Genomic DNA, 20,083 nt, shown 5'->3' with positions numbered 1-20,083 from the left:
GCGTATGAAAAGTTTGAATTATAAAAAGATATATACGGGTATTTTAGTATTAATGGCGTTTATTCTGCCCTCATGCAGTAAGGACGATAGTTTTGACGTAGTTGGCGATGAAACTAACCGGGTGTTTTTCAATACCGAAAATTATACGGTTAAGAGTTATAACAGTTTTGTTTTTCCGGTTATACACACACCCACAGGTAGTTTAGGCGATGTTACGGCCTCTTTTCCTGTACGTTCTACACAAGCGGTGAGTAGCGATGTACAAGTGACTTATACGGTTGATAATTCTTTAATTGATAGTTACAATTCGGCCAATGGTACCCAATACATTAAGCTGCCCGATGGTTTTTTAACTATAGGAGCGCTTACCCTGACGATTCCGCAGGGCAAGACAACTTCGGCAGAGCCTGTAAAAGTATCGGTTGCAGCCAGCAAACTGCCCCAATTAACCGAAGCCGGCTACATAGTTCCCTTCAAAATTACGTCGGTAAACGGCAATGGAACACAGATCAGCACCAATCAAAATACAGCATACATGCTTATCAATACCAAGGTAACTAACCTATATAGCAGTCCTGTACTGGCTGATATGACAGGTAGTACCCTTATTGCAAGCAGAACGGGTTGGACCGCTACTTTGGATGCAGTGCCAACTTCGGGCACTTTAGCCAACATGTTTGATGCACGTACCAATACTAACTGGCAGCTAAATCCGGCTAAAGCCGCTAAGCTAACGGTTGATATGGCAAGTAGTCGAAGTAACCTTACTGGCATACGTATTCATACCAGCAGTACGGCCAATGCACTTACATCGGCTATGGTATCTACCAGCGTTAATGGAGTTGATTGGGTATCGCAGGGTACTACTACGCTATCTATTGCGTCAGCCTATCAATATTTTAAGTTCTACTCGCCGGTAACAGCACGTTATATCAGAATCGATATTTTAGGGTGGAGATCAACCTTGCTGTTCCTTACAGAGTTTGATGTATATCAAGCTAATTAGGGAGAAAAATTATACAAGATATCATGCTTTCTAACTTGTACATCAGGCAATAAGTTTGGTTACCAAGAGGTACTTTAATAAGTGCCTCTTTTTGTGTTATGTTTACCAAGCCGATATACCAGTTATTAATTGAGATTTTATACCTATGAAAAGACGAGTATTTATCAAGAATGCAGGGCTACTATGTTCCGCAACACTACTAAATAAATATAGTTATGCTTTTAAACCCGATTTTCCGGTGGTAAGGATACCGTATGCTTCACGCAGGTTTCATAGCCAGGCGGTCGAAAATGCCATTGCCGAATTCAAATCAAAAGTTAAGGATAAAGAATTAGTTTGGTTGTTTGAGAACTGTTTCCCTAACACTTTAGATACAACTGTATTTTATGAATCTGTAAATGGCCGACCGGACACCTATGTAATTACCGGCGACATTGATGCCATGTGGCTGCGCGACAGTTGTGCACAGGTTTGGCCTTACTTAACTTTTGCCGGTAAAGATGAGAAGTTAAGAAATATGATAGCCGGTGTAATAAACCGGCAAACCAGATGTGTCTTAAAAGATCCTTATGCTAATGCGTTTTATAAAAATGAAAAGCAGATTAGCGAATGGAAAAACGATAAAACAGAGATGTTGCCCGGCGTGCATGAACGTAAATGGGAAATCGACTCGTTATGTTATCCTATCAGGCTGGCTTATAATTATTGGACAATAACAGGCGACAATCATCCCTTTGATGAAAACTGGAAAAGTGCGGTTGAGTCTATCTTAAATGTATTTAAAGTACAGCAGCGTAAAACAAATGCAGGGCCATACCATTTTCAGCGAGAGACGGTTAAACCGACCGACAGTTTACCGATGAATGGATATGGTTTTCCGATAAAACCAACCGGGCTTATCTGCTCCATGTTCAGGCCCAGTGATGATGCCACTATATATCCTTTCCTGATACCGTCTAATTTTTTTGCGGTTGTTTCTTTAAGGCAGGCAGCAGAAATGGTATCTGCTATATTTAAAGATAACTTACTGGTTCAAAAGCTAAAAGCGCTGGCCAGCGAAGTTGAGGGCGCATTGCGCATACATGCGGTTGTAAAACACGCAGTTTATGGTAGCATTTATGCTTTTGAAGTCGATGGCTTCGGAAATTATAATATGATGGATGATGCGAATGTGCCTGGACTATTATCTATGCCATATTTAGGTTTAGTTAAACATGATGATCCGGTGTATTTGAATACGCGTAAATTCGTATTGTCGGCCAGTAATCCGTTCTTTTACAAAGGTAAGGCGGGAGAGGGTATAGGCGGACCCCATGTTGGAGCGGCCAATATGATTTGGCCATTGAGTATTATTTGCCGCGGATTAACCAGCACCAGTGATATTGAAATTAAACAGTGTATACAAACGCTAAAAAACAGCCATGCGCAAAAAGGGTTTATGCACGAGTCTTTTGATAAGGACGATCCAGCCAATTTTACACGTAGTTGGTTTGCCTGGGCCAATACCCTGTTTGGAGAATTTATATGGAAGGTTTACAAAGAAAGGCCAAATCTGCTATCAGCTTAACAAAGATGTTTAACTTTAGATAATGATGATGAAGACATATTGTTTACTCCTCGATTTAGTAGATGATCCTGCACTAATTGCTGAATATGAATCTGTTCATAAAGCTGTTTGGCCTGAGATTTTGGAAAGCATTAAATCATCCGGTATAACAAAGATGGAGATATACAGGTGCGATAACCGTTTAACTATGATAATTGAAGCAACTGAGGATTTTTCATTTGAGAAAAAGGCGGAGGCCGATGCTGATAATATAAAAGTTCAGGAATGGGAACAACTGATGTGGAAATACCAACAAGCGTTGCCGGGTTCAAAACCGGGAGATAAGTGGAAATTATCGAATATGATATTTTCTCTTTAGATTTAAAAAAACTTGTAAATAAACCTGAAATATTAATTCATCCGCTTTATTGAAAGGATGACCGGGCTGCCCGGTCACCCTTTATTTTTTTTCTTATGTTGTTATTGTAAAGGTAACAACGCAAGTTGTGATTTGAGTTGTTTTACATGCAAACTGCTGTTGGACATTTCACTCAAATTGCAAGTTTGATTTTTTGATGTGAGTTTAAATATAGCCGTCGGTATAACAGGTTCGATAAGGTGGTGGCCGCTAGTCAATCCTAATACCCAAAATTTTGCGGCATTTTACTGGTTAAATTAGCATCAATTACATTTTGAGGAATGGGTAAAAGCTTGTCGCGGTCGGTTACAAAGGGCGCTGCGAGCTTGTTATAAAGCTTAACTCGTTCTAACCATTTACCTGTACGCAGCAGTGTATAGCGCCGCTCTTCTTCTGAGAAAAGTTCTCTTGATCTCTCGTCCAATATAAAGTCTAACGTCACCTGGCCGGCTGTAATCCTGTCAGCATGAGCACGGTCGCGCAATGCATTAATTGCACCAGCAGCCAGATCGAGGTTGCCTAACTTTAAGTAAGCTTCGGCCAGTATGAGGTAAGTTTCGGCCGACCGTACCATTATTTGATCGTTATACTGGCGGTCAACGGTAACGTCAATAGGGCTTACATAGTCCCATTTTCGAGTGCTAGGCCAGTTAGGATTGGTTGTTTTTTCATTTGATGTTCTGTCCAACTGTATTACATCGCCAAGATTGCGACCTACTGGTATACCGGCTGGATTATTAATGGCATATGAAAAGCGCCAGGCATAATCCGATCCGCGATCATCGTTAGTACTGTACAGGCTCAATGCAAATTTAGTAGGGGCGAGCCTGCCTATGCCACGGCCGCCATAATCGGCACTTACCGCAAAAGGATTTTTAGACTTGCCATCGGTGCCGGTTACCGCTAATGAATAGTAACGATTTACCCAATACCTGCGCATAATATTGCTGCCCTCACCACCTGCCACATTCAATTCGTTTTGTATGACCCATAAAGGCTCTGTGTTTACGGCGGTACGGTTTGCATTGCCATCTAAAAATAAATCGGTAAAAGGTGTTCCGGGTTTGGTAGCGTTAGCGCCATACCGCGTGGTAACTAACCTGTAATTTCCATTAGTGGTAACCTTAAGGGCATAATCACGCGCCTTATCATTTTGATTGGTTGTTAAGTACAGTTCGGCCAGGTAGTGCTGAACGGCTCCCTTAAGTACTTTGCCAGGGTTTGATGGCGACGTTTCCGGCAAGTATTGTTCTGCAAACAACCAATCGGCTTCCATCGCCTTACGTACCTCTGCTACGGGCGTGCGTTGCCAGTCAGTTTTAATATTGGTGCCCGATGATTCCTCAAGCGTCAGAGGAACATCGCCCCACAGGTAGGTTAAATGCCGGTAAGCCCAGGCTCTGAAAAAGCGGGCTTCTGCCATTGCCATGTTTTTATCATTTTCAGATAAGTTGTTGGGTTGACCTGCTCTATTGATAATCGTATTGGCGGCGTTTATGGTTTCATATAGCCATGACCATATATAGCGATAGTGTAACACTGATGCATTGTTGTTGGCCCCCCAACTATTAAAAACCCGCTCATATGCGTCTTCATAGTTGCCATAAGCGTTATCCACGCCAATAAAGGCAGGTTCTAACATTAAATTTGTTGAGCCCCCGTACGTACTGCCCGATCTTGATCGGCGGGCCTCGTCATACAGGCCGTTTATTCCTGCATCAAAGCCGGCTTTGTCTTTGTACAAATTATCGGCCGTAAGAATACTTGGCGATGATTCATTCAATGTATCTTTTGAACAGCCTGTTAGTATCGATGCTATTATAACAAGTTGTAGGGTTTGGGTAATCAGTTTCATAATAACAGATCTAATAATGGTTATAAACCGATGTTTAAGCCTAGTATAAATTCTTTTTGAAGCGGTATAGCGTCCTGAGTGTTCAGTTCCGGGTCAAGGCCGGTCCATTTAGTGATGGTAAATGCGTTGCGCATATTAAAATAAACCTTTACCCGGCTAAGTTTTATTTGCCTCAATAACTTTTCAGTAAGGTTATAGGATAGTGAAATATCCTTAACCCGTAGGTAGCTATCGCTTTCAAAAATGCGAACGCCATAGATGTTCGCATTAACGTCGTTTGCATAATATTCATTAGTTGGGTTAGTTGGCGTCCACCAGTTTTTACGGGTGGTATTGTATCTTACGCCTGAGTTGACGTCATCCGCAAGGAAGGTATTACGACGGCTTGTACCTACAACGCCCTGCGCAAAAACGTATAGCGAGAAATTCTTGTAAGTCAGTGTATTACCAAGCCCCCAGGTAAAGTCGGGTTGCCTGCTACCAATAATGGTTTTATCCCGGGCATCAATCTTTCCATCGTTATTGTAATCCACAACTTTGGCATACCCAGCTTTAGTGTTTGGCTGCGGCGATTTGCTTAAATCATCTGTAGTTTGCCAAACACCTCCATAGGTATAGTCGAAGTTTACATCGATTGGCTTGTTCAAAAACCAATTGTTCAATGTGTCGCTTTTACCATTGCCATACAGCTCAACAATTTTATTCCGGTTTATAGATATGTTGGCATTGGAGGTCCATGTAAATTTTGAAGACTTAATGTTAATGCTGTTTAAGCCCAGTTCAATACCTTTATTGGCAGTTTTGCCTATGTTTTGCGTAATAGTATCAATGCCATGAACAGGCGATATTTGGCGTTTTAAAAGCAGATCGCGTGTTTTAGCTGTATAAGCGTCAATGGTGCCGGTTAGCCGGCCTTTAAATAGTCCAAAATCAATACCAACATTCAAACTCTTAGTTGTCTCCCAGCCCAGGTCTGGATTGGCCAGAGAAGTTGGTATATAACCAGGTGCGGTGGCAGAGCCGTTAACGTATGATCTTTCGGCCAGTCTTGCTAAAGTACGATAGGTGCCTACAGCCTGGTTACCATTGCTACCATAGGATAAGCGCAGTTTCAGGTTAGAAATAGCGTTAATGTTTTTAACAAAATCTTCTTCAGATATGTTCCAACCTAAAGCTACGGATGGAAAAAAACTGAATTTTTTATTAGCGCCAAAACCTGAGAAACCATCGCGCCTACCGGTTAGCGTTAGTAAATATTTGCCGTTATAGGAGTAATTTAAACGGCCCATTTGAGATATAAGCGTTTGTTTAGAGTAATTGGCTGATGGCGTTTTTGACAAGGCAACGTTAGCCTGGTAGTAGGTAAGAACATCATTAGGAAAACCAGTTGCATCAAGTCCGTTTATTTTGATATTGTCGTACTGGTAACTGTATAGGCCTGTAAAGCCAATGGCATGTTTGCCGAAGCTACGATTATAATTTACAATATTCTCAATCAGTATATTACGTTGTAGATTGGTGCCGAGGCTTAAGTTTCCGTTGTCTTTAAAGCCGGTGCGGGTGTCGCGGCCATAATAAGTACTTTGATCGCGGCTTGTATATTCAATACCCGTATTGAGGCGATAAGAGAGCCCTTTAACCGGTAACTGCACATTTAAATAATTTGTACTGATCACTTTATAGGTTTCGTCGTTGTTGCTCGCGAGCGTGGGGGCCAGCGGATTAGCAAAGAACGTGTCATCGGGCCATGGATACACGGTTAAGGTACCGTTGGCATTGTAAGCCGTTGTTAACGGATTAAAACGGTAAGCGCCGTAATCCCCGTTAAACGATGCAGCCAGGCCGCTTCTATTATTGTAGGAAAGCTGTGTATTTGTGCCATAGGTTAGCCAGGAGGTAACATTGGTCTCTAAATTTATACGGGTCGATAACCGTTTAAAATTATCGCCCAAGGCAACGCCTTTAACATCGAGGTATGTTGCCGAAACATAATAACGGGAGTTATCACTGCCTCCGGTAACTCCTAATGTGTGCTGACTGCGACTGCCTGTACGTGTTGCCAGATCAACCCAGTTTGGAAAGTTCTTAGAGTCATAAACAGCTTGTTCTGACGTGGTAATGGGTGTATTTGGCTCGCGGGTTCTTTTAAAAGTATAAAATTCTTCGGGGCTGAGCATATCAGGTAGATTGGTGAATTTTTGTATGCCGTAAAAGCCATCATAAGAAATACTCGGCTTGCCTCTTTTCCCTTTCTTTGTAGTTACTAATATAACCCCGTTTGAACCTCTTGAGCCATATATAGCAGTAGCCGAAGCATCTTTAAGCACATCAATATTCTCAATATCGGGCGGATTGATGTCTGAGATGCTGCCATTATAAGGGATACCGTCTAACACTATCAGCGGATCATTGGTAGCAGTGATAGAATTTTTACCTCGAATTACAATTGAGTTGTTATTGCCTTCCGCACCTCCGCTGTTTTGATCAACGCTTACACCGGGTAAAGACCCCTGCAAGGCCTGCGCAAAATTAGTGTTGGGCAATTGCTCCAAACGGCTCTTGTCAACCGAAGCAACAGAGCCTGTAACATCTTTTCTCCTTTGCGTACCATATCCCACAACCACTACATCATTAAGGTTGGTTACATCCGAAACCAGCGCTACATTTAAGGTGTTTCCATTGGCTGTAGATACGCCGACTTCCTTGGATGTAAATCCAACGGATTTAAAAATGAGCACTTCACTTGCGCGCGCTGCTATGCTGTAGTTTCCGTCGCCATCAGTCGTAGTTACTTTCGATCTGCCTTTTACCGATACCGTTACCCCGGGCAGCCAGCTCTTGTCTTTCTGGTCGGTTACCTTGCCCGTTATTGTAATATCTTGCGCCAGTGCCGGCATAACGGTTGAAATACCTAATAATAAAGAAAGCGTAACCCATTTTTTAATGAGGTTTTTCATGCGTTTAATCTTGGTTTTATAATTGGTTTCGTAAGCACAGAAGCTCCGCATTTACGGTATCAAACTAGCAATCTGAAAATTGTATTCGGTGCTGGTTGTAAATTGGTTAACGTAGCAGGAGCTTCTGCTTGCATCAATCGAAATTAGCTACCAATATTACATAATTAGGCAGTTAATTGGTTCATAAATGCGGGTTAAATGCTACATAAGCAAATACATCACACAGCATACTGTTGCTTAAAAAATCACTGCAGATGTTCATTAGCAGGGTATATGTGCTTCATTTAACCTGTACGTAGCCTCAGCCATATATATATCTTGCCCTTACAATTATAATTCTCAATAATCCTATATACTTTAATTAATAATGACTCGAAAGTTATTACTCTTTGTTTTATTGTTGGCCCTGTCATGCCCATTTGTTAAAGGGCAGTCGCGATTGATATGGTCGTTAAATGACGGTTGGAAATACCTTCCTAATGGTGCCGACTTTGCACAACGGCCAAAAGCTGATGACAGTAAATGGGAAACGGTAGATTTACCTCACACCTGGAATGCAAAGGATCCTTTCGATGATGACGAAACATCGCGCAGAGGTATTAGCTGGTACCGCAAAAAAATAATGCTCGACAGTAGATTTAAGAATAAAAAGCTGTATCTGAATTTTGAAGGTGTTGGGCAAGTTGCCGACGTTTATGTAAACGGCGTATTTGCCGGACAGCACAAAGGCGGGTATACCGCTTTCACTTTTGATGTTACACACCTTGTAAAGTTATCGGACAAGCCAACTGAAAATTTAATTGCCCTACAAGTTAACAATGCACAAAATGATTTTTTACCGCCATTATCTATCGGTTATGCGTCTTATGGAGGTATTTACAGGGATGTTTGGCTGGTGGCAGCTAGTAAGTTGCATTTTGATCTCTTAGATCATGGTTCAAAAGGGGTTTATATATCAACACCAGCTGTTAGTGCAGCATCGGCTTCTGTAAAAATAAAAAGCACCATCGTAAACGATGCCGAAACTGAGCAGAAATTTCAAATACAGCACATCATTTATAATGCGCAAAATAAGGAAGTGGGTAGTGTATTAAAACAAATTGCAGTTGGTGCTGGGCAAAGCATTAAGAACGAACTGGATGTTCCGGAAATTAAGAACCCCAAGCTATGGTCGCCCGATCACCCTAACCTTTATCATGTAAAAAGTATTGTCAGGCAAGGCACATTGGTTATTGATGAGATTGATAATCCGCTGGGTTTTCGTTGGTTTTCATTTTCGCCCAATGAGGGGTTTAGTTTAAACGGACAAAAGCTGGTATTGAGAGGAACAAACCGCCACCAGGATTTTAAAGACAAGGGAGATGCGCTCACAGCTGAGGACCACTACCGCGACATGAAACTGATTAAAGAAATGGGGTGTAATTTTTTGCGTTTGGCCCATTACCCTCAAGCTCCTGAAGTACTGCAACTGGCCGATAAAATGGGGTTACTCATATGGGAGGAGATTCCACTGGTGAACTATATGAACCCAGTGCCGGAGTTCTTTAGTAATTCGCGCAATATGATCAAGGAAATGATCAGGCAAAATTACAACCATCCATCGGTGATAGTTTGGGGCTCCATGAACGAGGTTTTGTTATGGAGCGAGAAGGCTGAACGCATTCAGGTTCAGGATAATATGAAGTATATAAACAAGCTCAAAAAATATGCTGTAAAATTAGATAGTACTGTAAGAGCAGAAGACCCATTACGTACCAGCACAATGGCTATGCACATGAGCGATGATTATGACAAATTCAAACTATCAGATGTTCCGGGTTTGGCCAGTTACAATATTTATAACGGCTGGTACAGTGGCAAGCCCGAAGAATTTAAGCCCATTATAGATGCCAAGCACAAGGCTAACCCCATGCAGGTGCTTTTTATAAGTGAGTACGGGGCCGAAAGTGACAATCAGGTAAATACGGAAAGGCCCGTACGCTTTGATTTTACCGGACAATACCAACGCATATTTCACGAAGCGTACATTATGCAAATGCGACAAATGCCCTACCTTGCCGGAACCGCCATTTGGAACCAATTTGATTTTTCGCAGCCTAATGTGGGCGGGGTGAGCAACAACATGAACCAAAAAGGCATGGTAACCTGGGATAGGAAGCCAAAAGATGTTTACTATCTGTACAAAGCTAACTGGAACCCCCAACCTATGGTTTACATTGCTTCGCGCGACTGGCAAACAAGGGCCGGTTTGAAAAACGCAACTTCAACTATTGTAGTGTATAGCAATCTCAATGAGGTAGTGCTTACCTTAAATGGCAAGCAAGTAAGCACCAAAAAGCCGGATGCACTACATAAATGTGTTTGGACCATTCAGCTACAGTCAGGAGAAAACAAAATTGCAGCTTCGGGTAGTAATACACAGCAGGATGTTACCGATAATTTTACGGTAAATTACCGGATTTATGACGAGAATTTATCAGCCGGTCCTTTTAGAGAGATTGCCGTCAACGTGGGCTCAGATGTTCAATATATTGATGGATCAAACCATATTTGGATTGAAGATCGGCCTTATAAAAGTGGAAGCTTTGGGCACATAGGCGGCACCCCTGCCATGCTTAACATTAAAACAGTTAAGAAGAACACAGCCGATAATCCACTTTATTATTCGTACCAGGATGGTATTAAAGGGTACCGTTTTGACGTTGCCGACGGCACTTACGAGCTGGAATTATCTTTTATAGAAAGCGATAAGATACAGAAAACGGAGCGGGTTTTTGATGTTTTGGTGAACGGTGACCGCCTGATAAGCGATCTGGATTTGAGTGGTGATTGTGGGTTTGGGGTTGCGCTACGCAAAAAGTTTATCATTACTGCCGCCGACAACAAGGGCATCAATGTCTCTTTTAATGCTAAGGCTGGCAAGGCTACTTTATCTGGAATTCGGTTAAGAGCGGTTAATTAAACTATGTTCAAACATGAAGAAGATTAATTTCACTATAATGTTTGCCTGCTTCTGCCTTACCGCACTTGCCCAGCCGCAAGGCAGTAACAAAATGGTTATCATTACTTTTGATGGTTTACGCTGGAAAGAAGTGTTCAGCGGGGCCGACTCTGCAAAGCTGTTTAGCCAGGCTATAAAGGCAAAAGATTCAGCACAGCGTATAGCCCGTTTTTGGAGTAGTAGTCCGCAGTTAGGCAGATCGCAAATAATGCCGTTTTTATGGACTACAATCAAGGCCAAAGGTCAGCTGTATGGTAATCGCAATTTGAATAGTAACGTCAATGTAACAAATTCGTATTGGTTCTCTTATCCGGGGTATAACGAAATTTTCACTGGGTATGCCGATAAGCGCATAAACTCGAATGATTATGGACCCAACCCTAACATTACACTGCCAGAATTCATCAATCAGCAACCGGGTTATAAAAATAGTGTAGCAGCTTTCGCGTCTTGGGCCGCTTTTGACCGTATCTTAAACAAAGACCGCTGTGGTTTTCCAGTAAATGCGGGGTATACCACGTTTAAAGATAAACACCTAACTGAAGCACAGAAGGCACTAAATGATGTTCAACCTTTGCTACCTAAAACTTTCGGAAATAACGAAAGGCCGGATGCTGTTACTTATTTTTTAGCGAAGGAGTACATGAAGCAGAACCACCCAAAAGTTTTGCAAATTAGCTTTATAGAAACAGATGCTTACGCGCATCGCAACCTGTACTATGAGTATTTGTCGTCGGCCTATAATAATGACAAGATGATTGAGGATGTATGGAGTTATATCCAAAGGGATCCTTTTTATAAAGATCAGACTACCTTGTTTATTGTTAGCGACCACGGAAGAGGAAACGACCAGGCTGATAACTGGACTCACCATAACAGCAAAGAAGCTGGATCTGACCAGGTTTGGTTTGCGGTAATTGGCCCCGGTGTTAAAGCCATCGGCGAAACTCAGAACATACAGGTGTACCAAAATCAATATGCAAGAACGATGGCCGCACTTTTAGGCATTACTTTTAAAAGCCCCAACACTACCGGCCAACCAATAGAAACCGTCTTAAAGAAATAATACGACTACAACCATGATCAAACGCGGTTTAACGATAACCTTATTCTACTTTTTGTGCTGTTGCAGATTTGGAGCCTATGCACAGCAAAATAACATTGCTTTGCACAAGCCGGTTCTGGCATCATCAGAAAGCAAAGCATTTCCGGCCTCAAGGATAACAGATGGCGTTATCTCGCGTAACGGCAAATGGGAAGCGGGCACCAGTAAAGCGCCCCATACAGTAGAAATCGACCTTAAAAAATATTATAATATCACCGGAGTTACCGTACACAGCGGGATAACGGACCTGGAAAAAAAGCAGGATGAAACGACACAAGCTGCCGGGTTTTGGTCGGTAAAAAACTTTAAGCTGCAGTATTGGGACGATGCCAACTGGACCGATTTTCCTAAAGGAGAGGTACATGAAAATCGTTTGGTTGCAGCCGCGTTTCAATTCAAGCCTGCCGTTACAAGTTATAAGATTCGTTTGATTTGTGATGACGGCGAGCCTATTAATATTATGGAAATTGAAGTATTTGGCGCAGAAGCGCCGAATATGCCAGCTCCGCCAACCCTAACGCAGGCAGCTCCCCGTGTAAAAAAAGCCGGCGGTTTACAAAAAGCTACAATAACAGTAACCAATAAGGTTATTGGCAAAACATTAAAATATGTGGGTTATAATCAAGGCTATTATTTTCCGGGTAGCAACATATCGGGTTGGTTAGAATATGCTAATGTAAATAGCTTAAGGGTATGGGCTACGCTTAACGCATTTGTTCCGGCCAATACCGTTCAGGTTGATGGCAAGGTTACAACGGTAGAAGAGTTTGACAAAAGAAAGAATGAATTACGCTCTTCTCCTGAACATAACCCATTCATTAAGTGGACAGAGCTGACGCCGCTTTACGACAAGCCAGATTCATCATCAACAAATGCAATGGTATACAACTACGCTTTAACCGAGTCAAAGCGCTTGGGTATTGACGTGATATTGCAAATTGGCAGCACTGATTTTAGCAATGACTGGAAAAATAAATGGATGCAGTGGCAACGTTATTATGCACTTGCTTACCATTCGGCTAAAACTGGCGATGTAACCATGTTTGCCATGCAAAATGAACCAAACCACAAAAACTCTGGTCCAATGAAGTTGGATCAATGGATATCGGGCGCACAGATCGTTTCTGATGCTATACATTGCGCAGTAGAGGACGTGAACAAAGCTTATGGCAAGAATTTGCAGGGCAAGTTTGTAGGACCAGTAACCGCCGGGCAGAACACGGACTGGTGGGCGGCTGTAGCTAAAGCCACTCATACCGACTATCACGGCAAAACGGTTGCCTCCAATCTGGTAGACCTGTTCTCCACCCATTCCTATAACTCTCCCGCTGCAGGATATGCGTCGCGCATCAGTAACATCCGGAAGATACTCGAAGAAAATCATCCTGAGGGAAAATCAATGCCCATTATGTACACCGAAATTGGCAGGTGGATGAATGCTTACCTCATCGATAAGGAAGAAACTATGGATTCGCCGTCATTATTTACAGAGTGGGCCGGTATATATGCCAATAATATGAAAAACGGAGGCTACGGTATGTGGGCTTTTAAATTTGCCAATACCGCAAGCGGACCGTACCCCAGGGGGATAAAGTCTGGTCACCACTATATTTGGCAGGGCCGGCGCATAATTGAAGATGCGTACAAAAATGTTGCATTAAACAAGCCGGTTAAAACCAGTACTTCTTCCGCTTCAGCCCAATTTGTTACGGATGGTAATAAAGCAGACAATTCGGCTTGGCAATCGGGTAATGGTGCGGAAAAAGAGAAATGGGTAGAAATAGACCTTGGAACACCTCAGGAAATAGGAAGCGCAGTAGTGTATACAGGTTCGGCCGACGGTGTTTATACCAGCCCTGACCGTATTAAAAACTTCAAATTGCAATACTTGCAAAACGGCGCCTGGCTTGATATTCCGGGCATGGAAGAAAAAGCAAGCAAATACAGCCAAATATTCACAATTTTTAAATCGGCTGTTAGAACGAGCAAAGTGCGCTTTATAAGTACAGATGCTGGTAATTTAAAAGTTAGAGAAATAAAGCTTTTTGCTAAAGGTGATGAGCCGTCATCGGCTCCCGACTTCAACGTTTCGGGAATACAACGTACAGGGGAGGTAGTACGGCTTTTTGCTAAAGGATTTAAGGACGAGCGTAAGTTACTCCAAACAAATAATTCAGTACCTGATGATACCGACCTGGATACTTACACATCTTATGATGCCATATCTGGCAATTATTATATGTGGTTGGTACAGCGTAGTTTGCAAAATTACCAGCTTAGCATCAATCTATCAACGCTCAAAATCCGCGCTAATACACCTATAACTGCTGAAACGGTAAACAGTACTAATTATGGTGAAGTAACAGAACTTATCAATTTGGCTAATACGGATAGGTTTAATCTTACCCTGCCTCCTCAAAGTGTAATGCTCCTCACCATCCCATCTAACATTAAGCCAGTTGTAAATACCTTACAAGCCACTGCTGCTGTAACAGTTAAAGGCGGAAAAGATGCAGGTAAGAACTTCAATTTAAATAAATTTATGTCGGTGCAGTTGGACGCCGCCAACCCAGCTAACAACCAGGTGGCGTACGTTAAATTCAACTTACCCGGTAGTCGCACAACTATAAAAAGATGTATCCTGTCTGTTAGCGGTCATGTAAATGTTGGTGATAGACCTTACCGGCTGCATGTTTACGGCATTCCTCAAACTGTAGACTGGAATGTTAAAACACTAAGCTGGAACAGTGCCCCACTACTGGATAAACAAGAGGCCTTGATACATAACGTTGGCAAAGATGCCTTTGTGGCTGGTGAGATAGCCTTTGGCAAGATAGAGAAACGCCATTACCTTGATGTTACTGATCTGGTTAAAAAACATGGTGCAAGTGGGATGACATTTGTACTGGTTAGAGAAACCCGGCAATTGGGAGATGATGAAGATAAAGGCAGAACGGTTATTATATCAAATTCCGTAGCAGCGCCGCAACTTAAAATTTGGCAATAAGTAATTGTATGATGAGCAAGTTAAAATACTGCATCTATTTATTACTGCTTATTACAGTACTGCCCAAGGCATATGCACAAAACAGGGTAGTGCAATATGTAGATCCTTTTATTGGTACCGAAAACTCGGGCAACGTTTTTCCTGGTCCGTCGATGCCTTTTGGTATGGCAAGGCTCAGTCCCGACTGCCAGGTTATAAATGGCAAATCTCCTAATACAAACTCTGGTTACGTAAGCGGTGGGCAGGTTTATGGTTTTAGCCATATGCATGTAAGCGGCACTGGCGGCGGCGCCAAATATGGCAATATCCAAATTATGCCTATAACAGGGGCCGTCAACTTGAAGGATCATCAGAGTTCCGTAAAACAAGAAAGCGCTGCAGCAGGCTATTATACTGCTTTGTTGGAGCGTTACACTATTAAGGCCGAATTAACAGTTACGCACAGTACTGGCTTGCACCGTTACACTTTTCCTGAAACTCAAGACGCTCACATTTTGATTGATGCAGCCTCATTTTTGGTGAAGGGCAGCACTGTGCAAAAACTGGTAAACTCATCAATAAAAGTAATATCACCAACCGAAGTAGAAGGTTTCGGTACGGTAGCCGGTGGATGGAATGAAGGCGCCCCTTATACCGTGTTTTTCTACGCACAAGTAAGTAAACCGGCCAAAGGCATCCAAACATGGTTTAACGGCGTACTTTCAACCAACCGCGAGGTAAAGCCTGTTAAGGCAGGCGGTACCGGATCAAGCGGTGCGGTATTGTCCTATACAACACAAGCAGGCGAGCAGCTAATTGTGAAAGTGGGTATTTCATTTGTCAGCACCCAGAAAGCCAAACAAAACCTGGAGAAAGAGTCGTTAACAAAGAGTTTTGACCAAATCAGAAAGAGCGCATCAGCTGCATGGAACCAGCTTTTACAAAGGGTGCAAGTAGAAGGGGAAAACACGGCAGACAAAACCAGATTTTATACTGCACTATACCATGTAATGCTCATGCCGTCCAATCGTACCGGCGAAAATCCTTTATGGAAGTCAAAGGAGCCTTACTATGACGATTACTACGCTATATGGGATACCTATAGAGTGTCAAACCCATTGATTACTTTGATTGACCAAAAACGGCAGGAGGATATTATACGGTCGTTAATTGATATTTATAACCATGAAGGCTACATGCCCGACGCACGTAGTGGAAATGACAATGGCTTAATTCAGGGTGGAACAAATTCTGATATGCTGATTGCCGATGCGTTGGCAAAAAAACTGCCTAATATTGATTATGCCAAGGCTTACGAAGCGATGGCGAAGAATGCTGAAACGGAACCAGTAAGACCTAAAAAAGAAGGTCGTGAGGGTATAAGCAAGTACAAAGCGTTAGGGTATGTGCCTTACGGAATTTCGATAGCCGGTTCGCGCACTCTTGAATATGCCAATAACGATGCTGCTGTAGCCTCAGTTGCTAAACGGTTGAAAAAAGATGCTGAAGCTGCAAAATATTTGAAACGAGCATCTAATTGGCAAAACTTGTGGCGGCCAGTAACTAATCATGGTGCAAACGGTTTTATATGGCCCAAAAATGAAAGCGGCGAATGGGAACCCGACTTTGATTTTTTTAAGCGCGGAACATTCAAGGGTTACCTGTATGAAGGTGATAGCTGGACATACTCTTTTTACGTGCCGCAGGATGTAAAAAAGCTAATTGAAGTTTCGGGCGGCAAACAGGCATTCATCAGCCGGCTTGACACTTTTTTTACAAACAAATATTATGATGTAAATAATGAGCCGGGCTTTTTAACACCATGCTTGTACATATGGGCTGGTAGGCCAGATAAAACAAGTGAACGGGTAAACGCCATTCGTGCCCAATATTACAACACGCTCCGGGGAGGACTGCCCGGTAACGATGATTCGGGAGCGATGTCTGGCTGGTTTGCTATGCATAGCATGGGCTTTTACCCAAACGCGGGGCAGGACGTTTATTTAGTTACCGCACCATTGTTTAAAAAGGTCACTGTTAATTTGCTAAACGGTAAAAAATTGACAGTTAATGCTATCAAGCTAACTGCGCAAAACATTTATATCCAATCGGCTACATTAAACGGCAAAAACTGGGACAAAGCCTGGTTTAGACACGGTGATATTATTAACGGAGCCACACTGAATTTGATGATGGGCAGCAAGCCTTCCAACTGGGGGACACAAAATTCGCCTCCATCTTTATTAGACAACCAACAAAAGACCAATTAAACTATAATATATATGAGAAGAATTGCGCTATTTAGCCTGCTTATTTTTACCTGTGCAAACATTTCACTTGCTCAGGATAAAGCCAAAAAGCGGCTTACGCCATTTACAGGTACAGATTACATGCGTCTTGTGGTGGATGCCGACTACCAAACGGCCGGCAGTAATAACTTTAAAGTGATAATTAAAGCTGCGGCTGGCGGTAGTATTTTATGGCAAGGAGCTGTAAGGCCACAAACGGTTGATAATGCAGGTAAAAAGCAATTAGCTTTTAACATCACCGGCCTTAAACCAGTTCTTTGGACGCCCAACAACCCTTTTTTATACAACGTAACTTTAGAGCAGTACAGTGCAGGGAAACTGAGAGACCAGCTCAATGAGCGCGCTGGATTTCGGTCATTTGAGCGGCGTGGAGGTAACCTGTTTCTCAACGGCAAACCTATTTTTCTTCGCGGCATAGCCATTAATCCTCCCGGCCGCGGTATACCCGACAAGCTGGAGAAAAGCCGGGCTTTTGCCTTGGATTATGTCAGGTTTATGAAAAGTATCAACGTAAATATTATACGTATACCTGATGCTGAAGAGTGGTTTGACGTATGCGACGAATTAGGCATGATGGTTTTTGGCGGTAACTACAGCGGAAAGGTTGGTACAGGCGAAAAGGTGGAAGATTTCGAGGCCGTTGGCGATGAAACTGATGGTGGGTTCCCGAAAGATTACGATAAAGGGGTTGCCTGGTACGAGCACAAAAAGCTGGGAGCCATTGCCCATCACCCAAGCCTTATGGTTTATGCTATGACCAATGAAACACCTTTTGTAGGTAAGCGTGCCGAGATGTGGGAAAAGTTTCTAACCTATGCATTTGGAAAGCTTAAAGGTTGGGATGAGACCCGCGTTTACATTGCCAACGCGGGCTATGGTTATGGAAAAACTGGCGACATTTGCGACCTTCACCGTTATTGGGGCTGGTATTATAGTTCGCCGTATACATTTCTTAATATCAGAAACAATGAAGCCATAATTCCTTTCCCAAAGAAAGGCCAGCCTATAACGTTTACAGAATGCGTGGGCAATTATACCGGCCCTGATGGCCGTTATAATTTAACGCCGTGGCACAAAAATCCTTCATCGCAACTGGCCTGGACCGGGCACGAACAACAGGCTCTGCAATCCCAACTGGCCGATGAGCACCAAAAATTCACCATTCGACAGGCAACAGAATCATTTAGGCAGTTCCGTAATATCAATCCCGACCTAAGCGGTGTGTTTCCGTTTACCATACTCTTTTATAATTGGGATAGTATCGAAAAGTTTGCAGACATGAAGCCAAAACCGGCAACGGAGCAGGTTAAAATATCCTATCAGCCTGTGCTGTTAAGCTGGGAATGCTACACACCTAACGTTTACGCAGCGTCAACCGTTAAGGCCATTGCTCATATTATTAATGATGATAATGATTTTAGTGACATTAAAAATGCAACCTTGATATATGAGCTTAAAGACAAAACTCATGCTGTGGTGCTGAAAGACAGTGTAAAGCTCAAAGATCTGCCTTATTATGCTGAACAAAGCTTAAGCCTCAATATTAAATTGCCCGAAAAATTAACTACAGGTGATTACGAATTGGCAGGTAAAGTGATGTCAGGTGCCGAAACCATTTCAAAGAATACCTATAAGCTATTTGTTGCTGACAAGCTTTTTACAGCCGTTACAACCACACCTGTCTTATTGTATGATAAAGCAGGCGCAACTAAAAAGGCATTTGATAATCTGCAAATAAAGTACACTGAAGTCTCTTCTTTTAACAAAGTTATTGAAGGACAAAACGCGCTGGTTATCGGTGAAAATTCGGCCGATAAAAGTTTATCAGATAATGCTGTCGGTATTAAGAAATTTATTTCAAATGGGGGCAGGGTTATAAGTCTCCGTCAAGATAGCGTTCATATGGCAATGCTAAACGCATTATTGGCCAATCCAGTAGGTAACACCAATACCAATATCGACAACCCTGTTTATCCGGTAAGCAACAAATCACCCCGTAACGGCTATTATGTAAATCCAGAGCGTCCGGACCATCCAATTTTTGCCGGAATAACTCGAGCTAATTTACGAGTGTGGAGCGATTATTCCGATTGGGATGCTACCCAAAAAGGTTTTCCAGCCAACAGGCCGGTAACAGATGGCTTTACGTTTGAAAACAGCGACGATATATTGAACACGGCTATTTTGGCAAATTTCGGTTCTGGATTAAGAGGCGTGACCTTAGCCGAGCAGTATTCTGGAAGAGGAAGTGTTATGCTATGTGGCCTGGACCTGGCTAAGCATGTAAGTGTCGATCCGGTGGCATCCAGACTACTGCTTAATATGGTAAGCTATGCCGGTTCTCCAGTCGGTCATGAGGTTTACCAACTCATCACCAGCCCAATCATTTGGGGCGAGTATCAAACCGAAAAAGGCGTAGTAACCGATATTTATAGCGGGTTTCTCGTTAATTCAACCCCCCGTTTGCCCGAATCATTTACTAAAGGCGTAAGTGTTACTCCCGAGGGGTATCAGTTAGCTGGCGGCAGCCGCTCTGGCTTCAATTCTCGCCCTGGTATACAATATGTTGCCAACGGTCGCAGGCCTTTCGGTCCGTACGTACACAGCTTTGGTGGCCAACCTCAAATTAGCGATAAAAATTCGGTTGTTGGCATTGGTAAATTTTGGTGCCGCATACCCACAGGGCAAAATAATGTAACGTCTGTTGTCTGGAATCCGGGCAAAGAGCCACTTGAAATAAAGGTTAAGGTGAATGCGCTCGCCGAAGTTAGCCGTACCATAAAAGCAGGAGAGAAGCTGGCTTTAGATTGCCCGGTAGACAAAAATGAGGTCAATATAACCTACACCGGCGACAGGCGATTAGTAGTACTTGAAACAGCTTTTAGTAAAAAATAAACCTG

The 20,083-nt window shown here is 42.7% G+C and carries 10 protein-coding genes; 8 read left to right on the top strand and 2 right to left on the bottom strand.

Going from position 1 to position 20,083, the window contains the following annotated elements; translation table 11 throughout:
• Positions 1 to 4: 4 nt before the first annotated feature.
• The 3 genes from ABDD95_RS12300 to ABDD95_RS12290 all read left to right on the top strand — a co-directional run bounded on the left by ABDD95_RS12300 (position 5) and on the right by ABDD95_RS12290 (position 2,931).
• Entirely contained in the window at positions 5 to 1,006 is a 1,002-nt protein-coding gene (locus tag ABDD95_RS12300; RefSeq protein ID WP_345947625.1) for a DUF1735 domain-containing protein, read from the top strand.
• A gap of 145 nt (positions 1,007 to 1,151) precedes the next feature.
• Positions 1,152 to 2,573: a glycoside hydrolase family 125 protein gene (locus tag ABDD95_RS12295; RefSeq protein ID WP_345947624.1), complete on the top strand. Its 1,422-nt coding sequence runs from the start codon at positions 1,152 to 1,154 to the stop codon at positions 2,571 to 2,573.
• Between the two features lie 28 nt (positions 2,574 to 2,601).
• Positions 2,602 to 2,931: an L-rhamnose mutarotase gene (locus tag ABDD95_RS12290; protein WP_345952105.1), complete on the top strand. Its 330-nt coding sequence runs from the start codon at positions 2,602 to 2,604 to the stop codon at positions 2,929 to 2,931.
• 259 nt (positions 2,932 to 3,190) lie between these two features.
• Here the strand turns inward: ABDD95_RS12290 and ABDD95_RS12285 are convergent, their stop codons facing one another.
• Positions 3,191 to 4,825 (bottom strand): RagB/SusD family nutrient uptake outer membrane protein, encoded by a 1,635-nt coding sequence (locus ABDD95_RS12285; protein ID WP_345947623.1) that lies wholly within the window; start codon positions 4,823 to 4,825, stop codon positions 3,191 to 3,193.
• A 20-nt stretch (positions 4,826 to 4,845) separates the two neighbouring features.
• The gene (locus ABDD95_RS12280) at positions 4,846 to 7,782 is read right to left on the bottom strand and encodes a TonB-dependent receptor (RefSeq protein ID WP_345947622.1); all 2,937 of its coding nucleotides are present in this window, start codon (positions 7,780 to 7,782) and stop codon (positions 4,846 to 4,848) included.
• A gap of 367 nt (positions 7,783 to 8,149) precedes the next feature.
• On the opposite strand from ABDD95_RS12280, the gene ABDD95_RS12275 reads away from it, so the two are divergent.
• From ABDD95_RS12275 to ABDD95_RS12255, 5 genes are read left to right on the top strand one after another with little or no spacing between them, the layout of a single operon-like run.
• The gene (locus tag ABDD95_RS12275) at positions 8,150 to 10,744 is read left to right on the top strand and encodes a glycoside hydrolase family 2 TIM barrel-domain containing protein (RefSeq protein ID WP_345947621.1); all 2,595 of its coding nucleotides are present in this window, start codon (positions 8,150 to 8,152) and stop codon (positions 10,742 to 10,744) included.
• 13 nt (positions 10,745 to 10,757) lie between these two features.
• On the top strand, positions 10,758 to 11,849 hold the full coding sequence (locus ABDD95_RS12270) for a sulfatase-like hydrolase/transferase (RefSeq protein WP_345947620.1): 1,092 nt from the start codon (positions 10,758 to 10,760) through the stop codon (positions 11,847 to 11,849).
• Positions 11,850 to 11,862: 13 nt separating this feature from the next.
• A complete protein-coding gene (locus ABDD95_RS12265; protein ID WP_345947619.1) occupies positions 11,863 to 14,895 on the top strand; it encodes a discoidin domain-containing protein in 3,033 nt (1,010 codons plus the stop codon).
• A gap of 8 nt (positions 14,896 to 14,903) precedes the next feature.
• Entirely contained in the window at positions 14,904 to 17,144 is a 2,241-nt protein-coding gene (locus ABDD95_RS12260) for a GH92 family glycosyl hydrolase (RefSeq protein WP_345947618.1), read from the top strand.
• Positions 17,145 to 17,156: 12 nt separating this feature from the next.
• Complete coding sequence (locus ABDD95_RS12255) at positions 17,157 to 20,078, top strand: glycoside hydrolase family 2 TIM barrel-domain containing protein (protein WP_345947617.1); 2,922 nt, start codon at positions 17,157 to 17,159, stop codon at positions 20,076 to 20,078.
• Positions 20,079 to 20,083 lie beyond the last annotated feature (5 nt).

This window comes from Mucilaginibacter sp. PAMB04274 (assembly GCF_039634385.2).
Lineage (GTDB): Bacteria > Bacteroidota > Bacteroidia > Sphingobacteriales > Sphingobacteriaceae > Mucilaginibacter.
This window is presented reverse-complemented; position numbering and strand designations above follow the sequence as displayed.

Coding starts and splice junctions, on each gene's coding strand:
- ABDD95_RS12300 (WP_345947625.1), top strand. CDS start 5: ATGAAAAGTTTGAATTATAAAAAGATATATACGGGTATTTTAGTATTA.
- ABDD95_RS12295 (WP_345947624.1), top strand. CDS start 1,152: ATGAAAAGACGAGTATTTATCAAGAATGCAGGGCTACTATGTTCCGCA.
- ABDD95_RS12290 (WP_345952105.1), top strand. CDS start 2,602: ATGAAGACATATTGTTTACTCCTCGATTTAGTAGATGATCCTGCACTA.
- ABDD95_RS12285 (WP_345947623.1), bottom strand. CDS start 4,825: ATGAAACTGATTACCCAAACCCTACAACTTGTTATAATAGCATCGATA.
- ABDD95_RS12280 (WP_345947622.1), bottom strand. CDS start 7,782: ATGAAAAACCTCATTAAAAAATGGGTTACGCTTTCTTTATTATTAGGT.
- ABDD95_RS12275 (WP_345947621.1), top strand. CDS start 8,150: ATGACTCGAAAGTTATTACTCTTTGTTTTATTGTTGGCCCTGTCATGC.
- ABDD95_RS12270 (WP_345947620.1), top strand. CDS start 10,758: ATGAAGAAGATTAATTTCACTATAATGTTTGCCTGCTTCTGCCTTACC.
- ABDD95_RS12265 (WP_345947619.1), top strand. CDS start 11,863: ATGATCAAACGCGGTTTAACGATAACCTTATTCTACTTTTTGTGCTGT.
- ABDD95_RS12260 (WP_345947618.1), top strand. CDS start 14,904: ATGATGAGCAAGTTAAAATACTGCATCTATTTATTACTGCTTATTACA.
- ABDD95_RS12255 (WP_345947617.1), top strand. CDS start 17,157: ATGAGAAGAATTGCGCTATTTAGCCTGCTTATTTTTACCTGTGCAAAC.